This window comes from Vibrio sp. 1562 (genome assembly GCF_033340155.1).
GTDB lineage: Bacteria > Pseudomonadota > Gammaproteobacteria > Enterobacterales > Vibrionaceae > Vibrio > Vibrio alginolyticus.
Genome location: NZ_JAWOVY010000006.1, coordinates 71,547 through 91,573, shown reverse-complemented (window position 1 = coordinate 91,573; position 20,027 = coordinate 71,547). Strand labels below are relative to the sequence as shown.

Genomic DNA, 20,027 nt, shown 5'->3' with positions numbered 1-20,027 from the left:
AGTAAAATACCGAAACAAAAGCTCAAATGATAATAATTACAATTAAGCTTAGCGTTAATCATAATTATCGGGAATAGATTTATGCAAAAGAATAACTCACTGACCATCGCTATCCGCAACGCGTTGGTTTGTGCTTTAGCACCTACAGCAGTGGTTGCATTCACAGCACAAGCTCAAGAAGACGTCGTACAAGATGACGTGATTGCCATGGAGACCATAACGGTCACCGCGCAAGCACTTAAAGTAGAAACCCCGGCAGCAGAAACGCCGCGCAGCGTATCTATCATTTCTGAAGATGAACTTCGTGTTCGTGCACCGAAAAAGCTAGATGAAGCATTACGCTACACGTCTGGTGTAACCGCTCAGCCTTATGGCGCAGACAACGACACTGATTGGTTCAAAGTTCGTGGATTTGATGCAGCGACTTACCTAAACGGCAACCGCCTATTCCGCGATGGTTACTACACATGGTTGGTCGAACCTTACGGCCTAGAAAGTGTAGAAGTCGTTAAAGGTCCATCGGCTATTCTGTTTGGTGAATCGGCACCAGGCGGTATCGTGAATGCTGTTCAGAAAAAACCAACGTTTACGCCTCAAGGCGAAGTAAAAGTCGAAGTTGGCAACAACCAACACCAATCCGTAGGTTTTGACATTGCTGACGAAGCAAACGACGCAGGCACTGTGCGCTATCGTTTGGTTGGCTTGATGACAAGCCAAGATGGTGAACTGGACGGCACAAATAACGAGCGTTTCTACCTAGCGCCAAGTGTCGAGTTCGACATTTCTGACCGTACAATGCTGACCGTTTTGGCAACTTACCTTCATGATGACGGTGTACCAACTAACCCATTCTTCCCGGCAGCAGGTACTCTGATTGGTTCTAACTTTGGCAAAATCGATCCTTCGACTAACCTTGGTCAGCCAAACTACGATAAATACGAACGCACGCAGTTTTCTCTAGGTTACTTACTAGAGCACGACATCAATGACATGTGGTCACTCTCGCAAAACCTCAATTACGGTTCGAATGAGTTGTACTTGCGCAGCTCTTACGCGTTCTCAAACAACGATCCAGCGAAAGAAGAGTTAACGCAAGGCATCGTATTCCGTGACGGAAAAAACCAGAGCATCACGTTCGATAACAATGCTGTCGGCAACTGGATGACAGACAACGCAGAGCACACAGTGCTTATCGGTATGGATCTGCAATTCCACAAAACCGATGGCGACGAGCAAGACAACTATGCATTTGGCACTATCAACCCGTGGAACCCAGTTTACGGCAACTTCACCCCTCTTGATCCTGCCAACAACGTGAAACGTGAGATTGAGAAATCTCAAGCAAGTCTCTATTCACAATACCAATTGAAACTGCATGAACAGTGGATTGGTAACATAGGTGCTCGTTACGACTGGGTGAAAACAGAAAACTCTGGCAAAGGCGCTACCGTTGATCAAAGTGAATCTCGTGATGATGGTCAGCTCTCTCTAAGTGCGGGTGTGATGTACCTTGCAAACAATGGCCTGTCACCTTACGCAAACTACTCTCAGTCGTTTGAAGTGATCAGCACTATTGATGCGGCAACCAATGAACTTTACAAACCGCTGGAAGGCGAGCAAGTAGAAGTGGGTGTAAAGTATGAGCCAAGCTTTATGGATGGCTTTATCAACCTTGCATGGTTCGACATCACGCAAAAGAACGCGTTGGTCACTAACCCATCAACATGGATTGCGACACAAACAGGTGAAGTGACATCTCAAGGTATTGAGCTAGAAAGCACGGCGCAGCTAACCGACGATCTAAAACTGATGGCAAGCTACACCTACACTAAAGCGAAAACAGATGAGAGCTTTGGCCAAGGTAAAAAACAAGCCGCACTTATTCCTGAGCATCAAGCGTCTGCATGGGTAGACTACAGCGCCTACAGCCTGATTCCAGGCCTCAATATCGGTACTGGTGTGCGCTACGTAGGTGAGTCAAAAGATAACCCTAAGAGCTCGAACCTAACGGTTCCTTCTGTCACTCTTTGGGATGCGTCAGTCACTTACGACATCACTTCACAGTGGCAAGCACAGCTAAACGTGAACAACATCCTAGATAAAGAGTTTGTTTCAGGTTGCGATTACTGGTGTTACTACGGCCAGTCTCGCTCTGTTATGCTAAACGCAAACTACCGCTGGTAATTGTACTTCTACTCCCCTCTATTGAGGGGAGTTTTCTCCTAAGAGCCATCCATGTTTCAACTGTCTAATATTGAGATCGTGCGAGGTGGACGTCAGATCCTCGGCATCGAACAACTTAACATCCCAACAAATGAGCTGACGGTCGTTTTAGGCCATAACGGTTCAGGTAAGTCGACACTGGTGAACCTGCTTTCTGGTCAAATGCCACCAGATAAAGGCACGGTAACACTAAACGATACTTCCCTTTCATCACTCAAAACCAAAGAGTTGGCAAAACAGATCGCCTATTTGCCACAAAAGCTGCCCTCTTCGGCTGGTTTAACGGTAGAAGAGCTAGTGCGCTTAGGTCGCTTTCCGTGGCGTGGGGCACTTGGTCGTTGGAAAGCTGAAGACAAACAGATCATCACGCAGGCTATGGAACGAACAGGGGTTACACCTTTTGCTCAAGCTTTGGCGGATGACTTATCGGGCGGCGAGCGCCAACGCACTTGGGTGTCTATGCTACTGGCTCAACAATCGCCAATTTTAATTCTCGATGAGCCAACCTCGGCGCTCGATGTTCACCATCAGTTTCAACTAATGGCGCTGCTGGCAGAACTGAATCGAACCGAGAACGTAGGCATTATCGTGATCCTGCACGATCTGAACTTAGCCCTGCGCTACGCCACCCACATTGTTGCGCTCAAAAAAGGTAAAATTGCCTTTGAAGGCAACGCCGACATGTTGTTAGACGAGGCACGCCTTTCTAAACTATATGAGTCACCAATTAAGCTGATTGAGCACCCAAGCCCGGCTAACACATTAGCGAGCCAAAAGGTGGCTGTTGTATGCGCATAATGGCTCGTTTACTTACTGTGGTTACACAATCTGCTTTTCTCCTCGTATTTTTTATGACCAATGCACATGCAGTCATCACCGTTACCGATGAATATGGTGAGCATAGTTTTGAGCAAGCGCCTCAACGCGTTGTTGCCTTAAACTGGGACATCTTAGAACAAGTTTTGGCGCTAAACGTAGAACCAATCGCAGCCCCAAATTTACCAGGCTACCGCCAATGGGTCGTCAATCCAACTGCACCAGAGTCAATTGAAGATATTGGAACCCGAGCAGAGCCCAACTTAGAAAAAATAGCCAGTTTGAAACCAGATGTCATCCTTGCTGCGTCTCCACAGCAAGACTTGATTCCGTTACTCAAACAAATTGCTCCGGTAATCTATTTACCTAATTTTTCTGAAAATGAGGCCGCAGCTGAAACGGCCATTCGTCACTTTCGTACACTCAGCAAGCTATTCAATAAAGAGGCACTTGCTGAACAGAAACTGGCAGAATTAGATGCTTCATTTGCGCAGATGCGCCAGCGAATTCGCCACTATTACTCTGCTCCACTCAGCGTTCTTGTGATGCGATTTTCAACCCCGAATACTGTATTACTTGCAACCGAAAACTCCACCACTGACTACGTGGTTAGAAAACTGGGATTACAGGCTCCAATTAAAGAGGACCCACGTGCGTGGGGAGTAAAGCAAGATCGAATCAATCGGCTTCAGAGCCTTCAAAACAGCTACGTTCTCTACGTACAACCTTTCCCAGAAGAACGAAAACTGAAAGAGTCGCCACTTTGGCAAGCGATGCCGTTTGTGAAAAAGCAGCGGGTAAATTCAGTCAGAGCAGTGTGGGCGTATGGCGGTGCCATGTCTTTGCAATACACCGCTGAAGCGATTACCGACAGTCTAATAGAGTTGGCACCAGAACAATGAGAACGAAACATTATATTGGTTATCTGGCGCTGATTACATTACTTAGCGTCTTTAGCCTACAAATTGATACTAATTTATCACTTTTCGAACAATGGCAATTATTAACAAAACCAGAGGTAGCAACCGAGTTTCGTGACGTATTCTTTACGCAAGCGCAGCTTCCTAGGTTAAGTATGACCCTGCTTGTTGGTGCCATGCTTGGTCTCACCGGCAGCTTAATGCAGCAATTAACGCAGAATAACCTCACCTCGCCGTTGACTCTTGGCACCTCTTCTGGTGCTTGGCTTGCATTAGTCGTGGTAAACATTTGGTTCGTCGATTGGGTCGCCGATTACTCTGCATTAGCCGCAATGTTTGGGGCTTTAGTGGCGTTTGGCCTGATCGTATCAATTGCCGGTGTGCGTAATATGACAGGTTTGCCGTTGGTCGTTTCGGGGATGGTGATCAATATCTTGCTCGGTTCTATCGCCACAGCCATTATTATTTTAAACGCCCAGTTCGCACAGAATATTTTTATGTGGGGAGCAGGAGACCTCTCTCAATACAGCTGGGATTGGTTTGAGTGGTTATTGCCTCGCTGCGCTATCGCAATCGTAATTTTGATCGTCGCACCACGTATTCTGACCTTAATGAAACTAGGACAAGAAGGCGCAGCAGCCCGAGGCTTAGCGGTATTACCCGCGTTTGGTGCGTTAATGGTGATGGGTATTTGGCTGGTATCTGCCTCCATCACCGCAGTTGGTATTATCAGCTTCATCGGATTACTGACACCCAATATTGCCAGAGCGATGGGGGCAAGAACACCGCGCGACGAATTGATCAGCAGCATGCTTTTGGGCGCAATGCTACTAATCATCACAGACTCTGCCGCTATCTCGCTGAGCTTATGGTTAGAGGAAACCATTCCTAGCGGCGTAGCGGCTGCAGCTATTGGCGCTCCCGCTTTAATTTGGTTTACTCGTAAAAAACTGACGGCAACCGATCAACTTAACCTTTCAATGAGCCAAGGAAAAACGGCGCTTTCTAAACGCGCGGTATGCAGCATTGCGCTATTCAGTCTGGTTGGGATTCTAGCTTACTCATTCGTTACCCATGGTATAAACGGAATTCAATGGTCTGTGCCAGGTGAGTTCCAATGGCAATTGCGCTGGCCGCGCATGTTAACCGCACTTTCTGTCGGTATTGCGCTATCCGTTGCCGGAATCATTTTGCAACGCATAGTTTACAACCCTCTGGCAAGTCCCGATATTCTCGGTGTGTCTTCCGGAGCCACGTTTGCCATTATTACGACAGGAGTCATCGCTGGGTCGCTTCTCTCCGCATTTAGCTGGGGTATCGCTTTTTTCGGAAGTATGTCCGTATTGATGTTATTGCTGGTTATCGGTAAACGAAGCCATTTTAATCCATCTAACTTCGTGTTGTCCGGCATCGCACTAACGGCACTATTAGAAGCCCTCGTTCAATTTTCGCTAGCTCAAGGCTCAGGTGACAGTTACAAAATTTTATTGTGGCTAACTGGTTCTATTTATCGAGTCACAGCCGACACCGCACTGATGTTATGTTTGGCCATAATAGTTCTGCTTGCCGCTGTATTCTCGATTTCTCGTTGGCTAACACTAATTTCCATCGGGCGACAATTCTCAAATGCACGAGGGCTTAACCCTACCGTAGCCAATACGCTTATGCTCACCATCGTTGCTTTGTTATGCGCCTTTTCTACCGCTACAGTTGGACCAATATCTTTTGTTGGCTTGATCGCTCCCCATATGGCGATGATGTTAGGAGCAAGAAAAGTGAAAGAGCAACTGTGTGTCGGAGCCTTAATTGGCGCAACCCTAATGTTGTGGGCAGATTGGCTAGGACAAATCGCTATTTATCCAAGTCAGGTCGCAGCTGGCACGTTGGTCGCTATTATAGGCAGCACTTACTTCCTATTTTTAATGCTGAAGAGTAAATTCAGCTAAGTTGGGAATATTTTGACTGCCTAAAAATACGCTAAGAAACACAAACCCCGCTATTTTGATAGCGGGGTTTGAAATTAAAGGCGAAGTACGATGCTCTATTCTTCTCGCACTACAGGAAAACGTTGCTCATAAAGTTCCATAAAGTCCTTACGAATTAAATGCTCTAAGTGGTTCGCTTTATCGGTTGGGCAGAAAATCATCACGTGCAGAATTTGTTCGCCATTAATGTTACTAGAAATATGCATATGTGGCTCAGAACCAGGAAGGTCAACACCAGCATGTTTTTCAATCATCGCATTGTAACGATGTGCAACATCAGCAAAGTAACTGCAATGTTCTTCAATTTTATCAGTTAAAATCGGTAACAGTGGATACAAATTGACGAAGTCTTTCACCACTACAGAAAAGTTGTGGTAAACGTACCGCTTCATGAAGTTGAGGTTCTTTACTGGATAGGTAAAGAACATACTATTAGGCAATGTCGCTGTTTTGCCGGTGTAATGATATTGCCCGTGATGCAGGTCGATCTCTTGAATCACCGTCGCCATCATATTGTGCTCAATCACTTCACCGCATAACTTCCCGACCTCAATCCAGTCCCCAACGCGAAAAGAACGTGAACTTGCTCTTTGAATCGAACCCGTAAAACACAAAATGATTTCTTTGGATGCCACTACAATGGCAACGGCAATCGCCGTTACACTCAGAGCAAACTCGTTAATTTCTGATTGCCATAAAATAAATAAAATCAGTAATGTAACAGCAAAGGTGCCATTTTTAGTTCTGGACATCCAACTACGCTGATCTTCTGAGAGAAAAGCGTGATCACCACGAATCATCGATAAAATTGCACGACGAATTAACCACATAATCGCAAAGATCAGTGCGGTAAAAATCAATTTATGAGTGAGAAGAAAATCGACAACTAACTGCACTTTCTCCATTCCACGGCTCCCTCGAATAAAAATACGGCCCAGTAACAGCTAACGATAACAAATTATTTTGTCTGTTGTCCGTGCTCACTCAAGTCTTTTTGAAATTACTCCTCTCTGAAGGCGCGATTCATGCTTTCTGTAATTGGCTTTATTAGGTAGCTCAATGGCGTTCGTGGCTCAGATAAAATAAGCACTTCGGCATTCATGCCTGAGGTTAAACGATGTTTTGTCACATCTTCCGGTGAAATTGCAATTCTAGCGAGATAAAAATCTTCTTGGTTTTCTTGCGAGAGCTTATCGGCAGAAATCGTCAGCACAGTACCGTCTAAAGGTGCCAACGTCCGTGCATTCAGAGCGGTCAGACGAACATGCGCTTGCTGGCCTGGATTCACTAAATCAATATCCTGAGGATTAACACGAGCCTCGACTAACAACTTATCGTCTTGCGGGACCAGTTCTAGTAACGTTTCACCCGAGCCAATCACACCTTTTTCGGTAAACACTTGCATGTTGACTACGCGACCAGAAATAGGTGCGTTGATCGTTGTTCTTGCGACAATATCTTGAGCGGAGCGATATTCTTCCCGAATTGCGACAATTTCCGTTTTGGTATTTCGTAGTTCCTCGACAATCTCATTCAGCCTTTCAAGCTTCAACTCTTCAATTTGCGCTAGGTTCTCATCTAACCTTTTTCTAACGGTGAGCGACTGCCTATCTAACTGGCTTAAGGTACTTCTCACCTCCGCTGCTAAGCGCTTGAGTTGAAGTAAAGTAGATTTTCCCGAGAAACCTTTTTGCACCAAGGCTTGGTTGCTGTCTATTTCTTCAGCAATAAAGTTGAGCCGTTCCGTCTCAATCACTTTGGTTTGCTGAAGGTTTTCAAGCTCTAAGTTTGCTCCAGAAATACTCTGCTCAATGATACTCAGTTTACTATCAAAGAATCGCTTTCTCGCTTCAAAGATCTTGTTTTGAACCAGTTGTGCTTCTTGTACGATATCGACACGGGGAATGCTTTCAAGATCATCAGACCATACAATCGTTGGAAGCTCATCAAGCTCCGCACTTAAACGGTTTTCCTTTGCTAGAGTATGGATAAAACGACCACTTAACGAATCCAACTTAGCCATAGCTTGACGCTTAGAAAGTTGAATTAATAACTGACCTTTTTCGACTAAATCCCCTTCCTGTACATATAGCTTTTCAATAATACCGCCTTCTAAATGCTGAATTTCTTGTCGCTTAGTGAGAACAGACAAATCACCATAAGCAATCGCTGCACTTTCTAATTTGGCTGTTGCAGCCCAGTAGCCAAGGCCTCCAAGAAAAACACTTAAGGTCACCACACCAAGTAAAATTGGTTTTCGAAAGCTTAGTCTCGCTTTGGGGCTAAAACGGTATACGATCTCGGTAGAACTCTGATTAACGGTTGGCAGTTGATTGCTCATTTCTTACCCTTGGGATATCTGTTCTTTCTTCGCCCATCAAACGTTTTAATACTTCATCTTTAGCGCCGTATAACTTGACTCGGCCGTCAGCCAAATACAACAGCCTATCCATTTGTCGTAACGTACTCGGATTGTGGGCAATGACGATAATCGTTGTACTCTGTGCTTTTAAATGGGCAATCAAACGTTGATACGCAGCCTCTCCCTCACCATCGAGGTTGGCATTCGCTTCATCGAAAATCACAATAGGTGGGTCGCCATAAACGGCTCTTGCAAGAGCGATTCTCTGCCTTTCCCCCCCAGATAAACCACGGCCATTTTCACCAATAATGCAATCATAGCCTTTGTTTTTCTTGAGTATTAATTCATGACATCCTGCTAGTTGCGCCGCCTTGATGACTTTAGCGGGGTCTTCTTCTTTAAAGCGCGCGATGTTCTCTCGAATTGTGCCAGGAAATAACTCCACCTCTTGAGCGAGATACCCAAAATGCACGCCGCGATCTTCAGATGCCCATACGGAGACTTCCATTCCATCAAGAGTCACTTTACCCGCTAATGGCTTAACCGTACCTAATAACAGCCGAGCAAACGTCGATTTACCCGTACCAGAAGGGCCAATCACCCCAACAGCAACACCCGGAGGAATCGATAAGCTGATCGATGAGAGCACTGGTTCGGTTGCTCCAGGATGGCGATAGGCCAGTCCGGTAAGCTCATAGTGTCCTTTTGGTTTAGGCAGTGGCATATCTGATTCATCTTGGCGCACGATCGCATCGATTTCTTTCAACCTTTTATAGGCGCCTTTAGCAGACATCGCGCTTCGCCACGTGCCTATCGCCTGCTCCATCGGCGATAATGCCCGACTCATTAATATGGAGCTCGCGATCATCGCCCCTGCCGTTATCTCATGTTGGATAACTAACCATGCACCACCTCCCAGTAAAAATATCTGTAATGAGCCACGCACAAACTTAGAAAAGTTAGCCATGTAGATAGACTTACCTGCAACTCGCTCTTCAAGCACATTCACTTCGCTCACGCGCGACTGCCACTTCTCTAAAAATGCATTCATCATCCCCATTGCGAGAATTGAATTGGAGTTTTGCGTGGCTAATTCTGCGTTGTTGATATGAGAAATCGCTCTGACTTCGCTCTCTTGCATTGTTTTACGCGTCATTAGCTCATTAAGTAGACCTAGGCTAAACAATACGATAGATCCAAGTAACGCGATGTGACCTAGTATCGGGTGCAATAAATACACAAATAAAATAAATAGCGGTGTCCAGGGCGCATCCAACAGTGGATAAGGTGCTTGACTGCTCAAAAAGCTTTTGATGTTCTGAATGTCTCTCAGAGTTTGCGAGGTATAACTCTTCCCAGTATGTGATTGATATTGAATCGTGCGCTTGAGCATGAAAGCGGAGAGTTTTGTGTCCATCCAATAACCAAAAGATTTACTCATTTGTGCTCGTGCAATGTCGATAATGGACATGGTTAACAGCGCAACAATTACGATGACAGTGAGCAAGAATAAAGTATCGGTTGAGTAGGAAGATATCACTCGGTTGTACACTTGAAGCATGTACAACGGAATCGAGAGAACCAATAAGTTGATAAAAAGGCTAAAAACGATCAGCAAGCCCGCAAGCGTGCATAGTTTTTGTTTCACTTCTTTGAAAACCGTTTTTTGCACGACTACTTCCGTTTAACGTGAAAATTGTAGGCGCCAGAAATACTAGCGCCTAGCTTAAGGTAACCTCAAATCGCTCTAGAGTGTCCGATTAGTGCACCTCAGCATGGCAGAGCCACGCAAACTAATTCCCATCCAGAGTTATTTTCAGTCGTTTAGATTACGAACAGATCTGCACCATAGGTGTTGATGTCAGTTTCAGTCACGCCAATAAGTTTCACTGTTAGATCAGCCCCATCGGTAAACACTGCATTCCCAACTGCATCGTAGCTAAAGCTTAAATCACCAAAGTCAGTGACAGAGTCGCTAATGATGTGCAAAGAGTCTTCACCAATGGTGAAATCAACAACTTTGGCTTCGCCATGGCCACCAAACTTATCCGTGAACACAAACTTATCGCCATTGCTGCCGCCAACTAAAACGTTGTCACCAGAACCAGCAACAAGAATATCTTCACCGACACCACCATTTAATTTATTGTCACCCAACAAACCCAACAGCAAGTCATTACCGGTACCACCGCCGAGGTAGTCGTTTCCTGTACCAGCCCTAAGGATGTCATCTCCAGCACCACCAGTTAGGCGATCGTCGCCGTCGCCGCCGATCACATAATCATTACCGCCACCGCCAACAAACGAGTCATTACCACCAAAACCGATAAACAAATCATCGCCGCCATCGAAATCAGCAAATTGGTTATTTACACCTGCATCGCCTAAATACGTGTCATTGTCACTTGCGCTCATTTTTATTCCCTCTTAGCTTATTAATTGAATAGACCTTCTGTTCCACGTCTGACTAGATTCGTCACGACATGAGAAGTCTAATAGTCAACTGAATAGGAATAAGTTTGAATATGGGATGATATTTCAGACTGACATTTTAATAATAAATATAAAATTTAGTACTTTATAGAGTATTTTCTTTTTATTACAGCAAGTTAATACTAGTACTACAGGTTTCTCTTAGCCCAACTTGTAGCTTGCGTACGGTTCTTTACTTCTAACTTTCTAAAAATATTGTATAGATGTGATTTAATAGTATGCTCGCTGATAAATAAAGAATCAGCGATTTCCATATTTGAACCACCTTCTTTCAACATTTTTAAAACCTGAACTTCACGCCGAGTAAGCTCAACCTCAATAGCAGGTTCGATAATGCTATTTACTTCTCTGCCTCGATAATAATTTACTAGCTGATCAAGTAATCTTCGAGACAGCCAATTATCCCCTTTTATTATTGCTTTTAATCCCTGACAAACCTTGTCCATTGAATCTCCTGGACCAAATATACCTTTTACATGAGGCCAAGAAGCGAGTTCTTCTGTGTCTAAGTCATAACCTAGATTAAGCATTATGGTTCCTAGCACTTTATTACTATCTTTTAAATAAACTAAAGTTTCGGAAGGAATCTCAACTGAAAAATCAACAAGCAAAAAGTAGCGTTCCGGAATGAGTTCATGATAACTAGGGTTTTTAGTATCAATGATCGTTATTTTAGTTTCTGTATTTTTAGAAAGCATTTCCTTAAAGTTTTCACTCTGTAAACTTTGTTGAGTGAGCATTAGGATTTCAGGCTTTTCCATATACTGTTCCATAATGTTTCTCATACTTTCAGTGACTTAACATTCTTAAATTAGTAGTTAATCGTCAGCACTTAGTTTGATATGTAAGTGCTAGTTCACAGAGTAAAGTTATTTGCTACTTTTTTAAATTCTAAAGTTATTAAAAAGAGAACCAAAAAAAGTGTTTCTCATAAAAGAAACACTTTTAACACATTCAGGTCACAGAAATTATTAAGAGTTTACTAAATTAGGCAACCTAATATTGCAATAGCATTACACCATTAACGAGTTGTCTGAAATATTTTCCTTTGCCCAAATAAGTGCTTGAACTCTATTTTTCACATCAATTTTCTTGAAAATATTATGTAAATGCGTTTTTACCGTATTCTCGCTGACGAATAATTGTTCGGCGATTTGTTGATTGGACGCCCCCATGGAAAGAAAGGTAATTATTTGTTGCTCTCGTTTGGTCAGAATAGCGGAAACATTCTTATTTATAGGTTTGCAATGTCGACGAAGGTAAGTAATGTACTGCTGAGAAAACTTACGGCTGAACCACATATCTCCTTGAAGCACCTTACCAATACCAACTTGCAACGTTTTTATATCATCAGAGGTATAGAAAATACCGGCCAAAGTACGCCAAGCAAAGAGATCTTCTGTCGATATGGATTGCTCACAATTAATTAAGATTTCAAGCGTGTCTTTCTGCTTGGCCGCTTTAAACTCCGCATAACGGCGAAAAATTTCATCCGTGATCACGCTGCAATCAACAATAATGGCTGATGCAAGAGATTCATGTAACACTCCGTGAATCAGATTATCTGGCGTGATTAGAGCAACACTAATACCGAGTTTGGTCTCCAATACATCTTTCAACAGAGATGACTGTAGACTTCCCTCCGTGATTAAAATAACGTTTCTTTTTTTTTGCTGCTCCATCCTGATCGCATTCCCTTGGTCGTTTTTATTGAAATACGCAATAGATTTAGATAGAGCGGTAGTATTGTCAAGTATGAAAATCACTAGTACTAATTAATAACTCATTGAAGTGTCAATAATTTTTAAGTGGCAAGTATATGAGAGGTATTAGCATTTTTCAGACATTAAAAAAGGGAGTATAAACTCCCTTTTTGTGTTTGAGCAGGTGATTTAATCACGCACGTTAGAGGCAAAACACCACCTAACTTAGTGGATTGGAACTGCGTTTTTTTGGTTAAACTTACCAAAGTGTTGTTCTAACACTTCTGGCGTCAGCTTACCTTCCGCTTCCAGCTTTTTCAGCTCAGCGACGATCGCTTTTTGCTCTTCTAGCGACGGCAGTTTTACTTCTGGCTCCTGAGCGGTTTCTTGAGAAATTTGCTCTAGTTCTTTTTCGAAGTCATTCATAGTACTTACCTAAAATTAATGATTGAACTTTTAAACTTCGCCTATTCTATCCAACTCTATAACTTGAAGCTACCAACCATCTTGTCTAAACGAGAAGAGAGCGCTTGAAGATCGCGACTTGCATCCGCCAACTCTTCTGCTGTCGCGGTTGTCATTTCATTTATCGCGTTGATTTCTTCGATATTTTGATTAATGGTATGCACCACCGTGGATTGCTCTTCCGTCGCCGTTGCAACTTGTGTATTACGATCAGAGATGTCGGTGATTCGTTCAGAAATACTGATTAATACCTCGACTGCTTCATCGGTAGAAGTAACCCCTTCTATGGTGACCGCTTTGCCCGCTTCCATAGCATTTACCGCGTCTTGTGCGTCACTTTGAAGCTGATTGATCATGCGCTGAATCTCTTCTGTAGAATCAGCCGTGCGTGAAGCTAGGTTTCTTACCTCATCAGCAACAACCGCAAAACCACGTCCCTGCTCACCAGCACGAGCAGCCTCAATTGCAGCGTTTAGCGCAAGTAAATTCGTTTGCTCAGAGATGTCACGAATTACACCCAGAATCGAGCCAATATCTTTGGTTGTCGATGCCAACTGCGTAACAACAATATTGGTTGTTTCAACATCATCGGCTAGGCGGCTGATCACCTCTTTTGCTTTCATCACAACTTCTCGACCAGTTTGAGTGTTATCTGAAGCCTGATTTGCCGTATCAGCAGCGGTAGCAGCGTTCGATGCAATTTCACTGATGGTCGCACCCATTTGGTTGATAGCTGCAACTACTTGAATGGTTTGATCACGCTGCTCTTGGCTGTTGTCGTGTGTGGATGTTGCTTTCGTTGACACACTTTCTGCCGCTTGACTTAATGAGCCACTGGTTAAAGCAACCTCTTTCATCGTGGCATGAATCTTCTCAATAAATCCATTAAAGCCTTTTGAAAGCTGAGCAATTTCATCATTACCCTTAATTTCAATACGCTGCGCCAAATCGCCTTCACCTTGCCCAAGGTCGGTAAAACGATCGGCAATCAGTCGGATTGGTTTCGTAATGCTGTTTGCTAACCATACGCCCATGAGGATGAATACAACGGCAACAATGATGGTCGTAAACAGCATTTTTTTAGCTGTCGCATTCAGGTCTGCGAATACTTCATCAACGGGAACCACGCCAATAACAAACCAGTTCATTGAAGGAACATACAAACTAGAAACAAAAGTATCCTGCCCTTCAAACTCCACATTAATTAGGTTGAAGCTATTTTTGTTCAACAGCGCACTTGCGTCACTACCAAATAGTTTAGTGATAGAAGTTTGGTTCTTACCTTGTTGGCGGTGTATTTGAATCTGGCCTTGTTCATTAGTGAGGAACACGTAACCCGTATCTTCAATTTTAAACCCATTGAGCAAAGTAACCATGTCTCCCATAGATTTAGAGAGACCTGACATTGATGTACCATTAAGATCTTGGAAATTGGCAAACATTTTCACTTCGCCATTTGCCTCTTGGAACACACTCACGGACGTTTCTTGACCAGACGACGTAAATCCAAAGAACCAAGCATCTTGCGTTCGGTTAAGTTGACGTAAGAATCCGTTTTGATTCCAGTAATATGCCGTTTGACGATTCGCTACCGACGCATCATTAAGGCCATACTGTGATTTAACGTTATTGAGCTGCTGAACCAACTGAACTTCTACTGACGGATCACGGTCTGTATTAGATAGGGCTTCAACAATAAATTCGTTTGTAGCCAGCTGTTTTGCCGCTTGTTGCATTTCGACAACTTCGCGGTCAATTTCGGTATTGATTTGCTGCAACATCGCAGGTAGCTCGATGTCAATAAGACGATGGCTCAATACATCTCTCGCATGACGCTGAGCCATAACACCAACAATGATTGTTGATGCTAGAACAGCAAACGTAATGCCAAGTACAACCTTCTGTTTGATGCTCAAGGAATAAAGTTTCAACATATTCGGACCTTTTAAAAGAATCACTTGTTATTGGCCCCACAAGGGGAATCAGGTGCATATCTCATGACACGCACACCACGGAATCTTTATCGGCTCATATGTACAAAACTAGAGGCATTTCTCATTATATTATGAAAAATAAATGTAACACACTGTCAAATAAGCACTTTCAGAGATAGCACGTACTTGCAATTCTCTGTAGCGTCCCAATATTGAAAAGATAAATTGCAATAGAGCGTTGGAACTTTTTTCACATGGAAAATGACCAATACTCAACACGAAAATCACATGGATACCGAGAGTCCAAAGCATGCATAAATCTAACTTCGAAACTCTTCAGCAATACTTAGAGTCGCAGATCATCGGACAGCAAGATCTGGTAAAGCAACTGCTTGTTGCGCTTCTTGCGGATGGGCATATTTTAGTTGAAGGCCCTCCTGGGTTAGCAAAAACCCGTGCAGTAAAATCACTCTCAGACTGTGTTGAAGGCGACTTCCACCGCATTCAGTTCACCCCAGATTTGCTGCCAGCCGATTTAACCGGCACCGATATCTACCGTCCCGAAACCGGAGAATTCACTTTCCAATCAGGTCCTATCTTCAACTCGCTTATTCTTGCGGATGAGATAAACCGTGCGCCAGCCAAAGTACAAGCGGCAATGCTTGAAGCAATGGCAGAGAAACAAGTCACAGCAGGTCGTCATACCTACCCGCTGCCAGAGTTGTTTTTGGTTATGGCAACTCAAAACCCGATAGAGCAAGAAGGGACCTACCCCCTTCCTGAAGCGCAGCTAGACCGCTTTTTATTGCATTTAGAAGTGGAATACCCAGATGCGGAGCATGAGCTATCTATCTTGCGTATTAACCGCGGAGAAGCAAAAGGCGAAGCAAAGGTTGAACGCCCAATGTTAAGCCAACAAGATATATTCACCGCACGTAAAGAAGTGTTGGATATTCATATGGCGGAAACGATAGAGCAGTACATCGTCCGTTTAGTTATGGCGACACGTCAAGCCAACGAATATGACACTGAGTTGGACAAGTGGTTGTCAATGGGTGTGAGTCCGCGTGCCACCATCGCTCTTGATCGCTGTGCACGTGCGCACGCTTGGCTTGCTGGTCGTGATTTTGTCTCTCCGGAAGATGTTCAAACCATGGCTTATCCGGTACTGCGCCACCGTTTATTGTTGAGTTACCACGCTCAAGCGGAAGGCATTACGGCAAACCAGGTCATCGATAAACTGCTAAACCTTGTTGGCAGTGCATAAACAGGTGAGTGATATGTCCGCTACACATTCATTACCACCTCATGCGAATGGGGTGACATTAACCCTTGAAGAGCTGCTCCAATATCGCACTCAATCTGTACGTTGGTTACCACCAGCACAGAGTCTCTGGTCGCAGATGAGTGGTAACCATACCAGTCGCCAAAAAGGGCGAGGTATGGATTTTATGGAGGTGCGCCAATATCAACCTGGCGACGATATTCGCAGCATTGATTGGCGAGTCACCGCTAGGACCGGTAAAGCACATACGAAGTTGTTTGCAGAAGATAAAGAGCAAGCGGTCATTCTTTATCTTGATCTAAGTTCTAGTCTACATTTTGGATCTAAGTATGTACTCAAATCCGTTCAATTGGCCCACTTTGCCAGTGTTCTAATTTGGCTAACTCTAGCTAAAAAAGATCGCATCGGCGCAGTGATTGATGACGGACATCAATGTCTTGAATTTCGCCCCTCTTCTTTACAAAGACAAGGGCTGCGGATTCTTAACGCCATAGTCGACATACATAATGCGCAAGTAACTCGTACTGCAAGCAACGACACTCGTACACTGCCGTATGCACAAGTATTGGAGACACTTCATACGCTCACCCCAAAAGGCAGCGAATTGATTATGCTCAGTGATTTTGCCCACGTAACACCAACGGAACTGGCACAACTACGTCGACTCAAACAACACAATAGCGTAAGGGCTGTTCAGTTTTATGATCCGTTAGAAAGAGGCGAAACAGACTTTAGAGGTCAAGTGAAAGCTTCGGATGGGCAGCATAGTCAATGGTTTAACTTTGGCTCTAAAGGACAACGAAGAGAACTCGAAAGCCACTTTACCCAACATCAAGAAACCATTAAGCAGCAATGCCATTCAATAGCAATTCCATTTAACACGCTATCAAGTGGCTGGCCCTTAATTTCACAATTAAGCTAACAAACTGACAAGCAGTATTTATTAAGCAGTAATAATAATGACAACAAACAACCAAAGCCTAAACCTTGAACCTTTGATTTTGCCAAACGCACCGGATTGGTTTCCGCTCGCTTGGGGATGGTGGGTGGTGCTTGCAGCCACCTTGCTCTTCGTTTTCGGCATTTGTCTTTATGTGAGATGGCGTAAAAAACACTTACGCGCAAAAAAGACAGCATTAACACTTTTAACTCAACCTACCGCGCCTCATACCCCATCTTCTGCTCTGGAAATATTGCGCCAGGCAGCATTGAGTTACTTTCCGCGTGAAGAGATCGCACCATTAACCGGAATCGCTTGGTATGAATTTCTCGATAGCCATACCAAAGAAAGTCGATTCGTAGACAAACAACATCAGTGGCAAGAAGCGTTGTATCAGAATTCTTCCCAAGGGCAGCATCAAAGCTTGGTAGACGATTGTGTCTTTTGGATAACCTACGCTTTGCCACCAAAGAAAAAGGCAAATAACCGTGACTGAGCAAACACTCATAACCGATCTTGCCCAATGGCTAAACATTGAATTTGTCTGGTGGTGGGCACTGTTTTTGTTGCCCATCCCATGGCTGGTATACAAGTTCCTGCCACAAGAATCTCAACAAGCCGAGATCAAATTGGCGTACTTACCAACCAATGAGAATCGCAGCAAGCCTAAGCAAGCGCTGCAAAAAGCACTTTCAATCGCGATCTGGGGCCTTCTTGTCGTCGCTTGTGCGCGTCCAGTTTGGTTTGGCGATCCCGTTGAATTCCAACCCAAGTATCGGGACTTGATGTTAGTCGTCGATCTGTCCGGTTCGATGCAGCAGGAAGACATGGAACTCAACGGCGAATATATCGATCGCCTCACAGCAGTCAAAAAAGTTCTGTCTGATTTCGTAGCAAAGAGAAAAGGTGACCGTCTCGGAGTTGTTTTGTTTGGCGACCATGCTTATTTGCAAACACCACTCACTGCAGACCGCAAAACCGTCATGCAGCAGATTAATCAAACCGTCATCGGCTTGGTTGGTCAACGAACCGCCATTGGTGATGGTATTGGTTTAGGCACAAAAACCTTTGTAGACAGTGAAGCTCCGCAACGAGTCATGATTTTGCTCAGTGACGGCAGCAATACTGCAGGGGTGCTCGAGCCGCTAGAAGCAGCGGAAATTGCGAAAAAATACAACGCCACTGTTTACACCGTGGGCGTGGGCGCTGGTGAAATGATGGTAAAAGAGTTTTTCATGACTCGCAAAGTCAACACCGCAGCCGACTTAGATGAACAAACACTGACTAAAGTGGCAGAGGTGACAGGTGGACAATATTTTCGAGCGCGAGATACAGAAGAGCTCGAAAAGATTTATGACACCATCAACCAGCTAGAACCCGTATCTAGCGACACACAAACTTGGCGCCCTCAGTCTGAATGGTTTCCATATCCATTAAGCGCTGCATTTGTATTGTCGGTATTGTTATTCCTATTAAGGAGAAAACATGGCTGAGTTTATTTTCCTCAATCCTTATTGGCTTTTGGGGCTCATCGTGATCCCTATTGCACTCTTGCTTAATCACAAATTTAGAGCCCAAAAGTCCACACTGATTGCCCCTCACCTATCGCGGATGCTCGGACAAAACACGCAGTCTAAGCATTACTTCACTCTATGGGGTTTAGCTTGGGCAATAACTTGCATTTCATTAGCGGGGCCAAGCTGGCAGTCCAATGCTCGACCAAGCTTTGAGTTAAACCAAAACCGTATCTTGGTGCTTGATATGTCTCGCTCTATGTTTGCTACAGACATCAAACCCAATCGGCTAGCACAAACACGTTATAAGGCGCTCGATTTGCTGCCTAAATGGAAAGAGGGAGCCACTGGACTTATTGCTTACGCTGGCGATGCCTATAACTTAAGTCCACTGACAACTGATTCCAGCACGCTTGCGGGGATTATCGAAAATTTGTCACCAGAGCTGATGCCTTTTCAAGGAGCAAACCTGCCTGCCGCGATTGAACTGGCGAACAACCAGTTTTCTCAAGCCGGCACGCAACAAGGCGATATCATCGTGTTAGCGGATGATCTTGATACGTCAGAGCTGTCTCGCGCGTTAGATTTAGTCCAAGGTACAAAGTTTCGCATTTCTGTTCTTGCCGTCGGGACTCCTAACGGTGCGCCTATCGCGCTGCCCGATGGCTCTCTGCTAAAAACGGCACAAGGCACAACCGTCGTAGCGAAAACAAACCTGAAAAACCTACAGACGCTAGCGAATAAAACTGGCGGTCTATTTGTTCCTATTCAGCACACCAACCGTGATGTTGAAAATATCGCGGCCTTTACTAATAACATTGGTAGCCAGCTTTCTGCGACCCAAAGCGAAGAAGTTAAAACTGATTCTCGTCTCAACAGTGGCTTTTGGTTACTGCCGTTGTTACTTCTTCCTGCGGCTTTACTGTTTCGACGCGGCCTGATTTGGGTGGTAGTTGCGACTGCAGTCCCAGTAACGTGGACACCGCATGCAGAAGCTAATCCGTTCTTAAATGCCGACCAACAAGGAGCGGAACTATACAAGCAAGGTGAGTATGAACAGGCGCAAAACCTATTTACAAACCCAAGCTGGAAAGGAGCCGCCAGTTATCAAAAAGGTGACTACGAAGCCGCTATCGAAGCATTTTCTCATGATGCCTCCCTTAACGGCCGCTATAACCTCGCCAACTCGCTCGCTCAAAATGGTCAATTAGAAGATGCGGCTGATTTGTATAAAAAACTGCTAGAGGAAAAGCCTAACTTTGAAGCCGCGAAGAAAAACCTATCGGTTGTAGAAGAAAAGCTAAAACAGCAACAGCAACAGCAACAGCAACAGCAACAGCAACAGCAACAGCAACAGCAACAGCAACAGCAACAGCAACAGCAACAG

Annotated in this window: 17 protein-coding genes; 9 read left to right on the top strand and 8 right to left on the bottom strand. The window is 44.4% G+C overall.

Going from position 1 to position 20,027, the window contains the following annotated elements:
- The first annotated feature begins 81 nt into the window (after window positions 1-81).
- Genes R7Z49_RS08500 through fhuB form a run of 4 tightly spaced genes read left to right on the top strand, consistent with a single transcriptional unit; the run spans window position 82 to window position 5,905 of the window.
- The gene (locus R7Z49_RS08500; RefSeq protein WP_054578633.1) at window positions 82-2,184 is read left to right on the top strand and encodes a TonB-dependent siderophore receptor; all 2,103 of its coding nucleotides are present in this window, start codon (window positions 82-84) and stop codon (window positions 2,182-2,184) included.
- Window positions 2,185-2,235: 51 nt separating this feature from the next.
- A complete protein-coding gene (locus R7Z49_RS08495) occupies window positions 2,236-3,021 on the top strand; it encodes an ABC transporter ATP-binding protein (protein WP_318111548.1) in 786 nt (261 codons plus the stop codon).
- Window positions 3,012-3,941 (top strand): iron-siderophore ABC transporter substrate-binding protein, encoded by a 930-nt coding sequence (locus R7Z49_RS08490; RefSeq protein ID WP_052484250.1) that lies wholly within the window; start codon window positions 3,012-3,014, stop codon window positions 3,939-3,941. Before R7Z49_RS08495 ends, R7Z49_RS08490 begins: the two co-directional genes overlap by 10 nt.
- A complete protein-coding gene (fhuB, locus tag R7Z49_RS08485; protein WP_258489888.1) occupies window positions 3,938-5,905 on the top strand; it encodes a Fe(3+)-hydroxamate ABC transporter permease FhuB in 1,968 nt (655 codons plus the stop codon). Before R7Z49_RS08490 ends, fhuB begins: the two co-directional genes overlap by 4 nt.
- A gap of 95 nt (window positions 5,906-6,000) precedes the next feature.
- On the opposite strand, the gene R7Z49_RS08480 is transcribed toward fhuB, so the two are convergent.
- The 8 genes from R7Z49_RS08480 to R7Z49_RS08445 all read right to left on the bottom strand — a co-directional run bounded on the left by R7Z49_RS08480 (window position 6,001) and on the right by R7Z49_RS08445 (window position 14,901).
- Window positions 6,001-6,849: a mechanosensitive ion channel family protein gene (locus tag R7Z49_RS08480; protein WP_005375171.1), complete on the bottom strand. Its 849-nt coding sequence runs from the start codon at window positions 6,847-6,849 to the stop codon at window positions 6,001-6,003.
- 95 nt (window positions 6,850-6,944) lie between these two features.
- Window positions 6,945-8,285, bottom strand: a complete 1,341-nt coding sequence (locus R7Z49_RS08475) for an HlyD family type I secretion periplasmic adaptor subunit (protein WP_005383906.1) — start codon at window positions 8,283-8,285, stop codon at window positions 6,945-6,947.
- Window positions 8,260-9,978, bottom strand: a complete 1,719-nt coding sequence (locus tag R7Z49_RS08470) for a type I secretion system permease/ATPase (protein ID WP_132936300.1) — start codon at window positions 9,976-9,978, stop codon at window positions 8,260-8,262. The genes R7Z49_RS08475 and R7Z49_RS08470 overlap by 26 nt, the downstream gene beginning before the upstream one ends.
- A gap of 152 nt (window positions 9,979-10,130) precedes the next feature.
- A complete protein-coding gene (locus tag R7Z49_RS08465; protein WP_005375168.1) occupies window positions 10,131-10,721 on the bottom strand; it encodes a calcium-binding protein in 591 nt (196 codons plus the stop codon).
- Window positions 10,722-10,927: 206 nt separating this feature from the next.
- Window positions 10,928-11,584: a LuxR C-terminal-related transcriptional regulator gene (locus R7Z49_RS08460; protein WP_031777174.1), complete on the bottom strand. Its 657-nt coding sequence runs from the start codon at window positions 11,582-11,584 to the stop codon at window positions 10,928-10,930.
- 228 nt (window positions 11,585-11,812) lie between these two features.
- The gene (locus R7Z49_RS08455) at window positions 11,813-12,481 is read right to left on the bottom strand and encodes a LuxR C-terminal-related transcriptional regulator (protein ID WP_005375166.1); all 669 of its coding nucleotides are present in this window, start codon (window positions 12,479-12,481) and stop codon (window positions 11,813-11,815) included.
- A 246-nt stretch (window positions 12,482-12,727) separates the two neighbouring features.
- Window positions 12,728-12,928 (bottom strand): restriction endonuclease subunit S, encoded by a 201-nt coding sequence (locus R7Z49_RS08450; RefSeq protein WP_005375165.1) that lies wholly within the window; start codon window positions 12,926-12,928, stop codon window positions 12,728-12,730.
- A 56-nt stretch (window positions 12,929-12,984) separates the two neighbouring features.
- Window positions 12,985-14,901, bottom strand: a complete 1,917-nt coding sequence (locus R7Z49_RS08445) for a methyl-accepting chemotaxis protein (protein WP_258489886.1) — start codon at window positions 14,899-14,901, stop codon at window positions 12,985-12,987.
- A 310-nt stretch (window positions 14,902-15,211) separates the two neighbouring features.
- Here R7Z49_RS08445 and R7Z49_RS08440 point away from each other — a divergent pair, with 310 nt between their 5' ends.
- From R7Z49_RS08440 to R7Z49_RS08420, 5 genes are all read left to right on the top strand, one after another.
- Window positions 15,212-16,168, top strand: coding sequence for a MoxR family ATPase (locus tag R7Z49_RS08440; RefSeq protein WP_318111547.1), 957 nt, complete (start codon window positions 15,212-15,214; stop codon window positions 16,166-16,168).
- Between the two features lie 13 nt (window positions 16,169-16,181).
- Complete coding sequence (locus R7Z49_RS08435; protein ID WP_213964084.1) at window positions 16,182-17,108, top strand: DUF58 domain-containing protein; 927 nt, start codon at window positions 16,182-16,184, stop codon at window positions 17,106-17,108.
- Between the two features lie 37 nt (window positions 17,109-17,145).
- On the top strand, window positions 17,146-17,622 hold the full coding sequence (locus R7Z49_RS08430; protein ID WP_054574933.1) for a DUF4381 domain-containing protein: 477 nt from the start codon (window positions 17,146-17,148) through the stop codon (window positions 17,620-17,622).
- On the top strand, window positions 17,615-18,619 hold the full coding sequence (locus R7Z49_RS08425; RefSeq protein WP_258489884.1) for a vWA domain-containing protein: 1,005 nt from the start codon (window positions 17,615-17,617) through the stop codon (window positions 18,617-18,619). The genes R7Z49_RS08430 and R7Z49_RS08425 overlap by 8 nt, the downstream gene beginning before the upstream one ends.
- On the top strand, window positions 18,612-20,027 hold a 1,416-nt coding region (locus R7Z49_RS08420), incomplete at its 3' end, for a VWA domain-containing protein (RefSeq protein WP_318111545.1). The genes R7Z49_RS08425 and R7Z49_RS08420, both read left to right, overlap by 8 nt.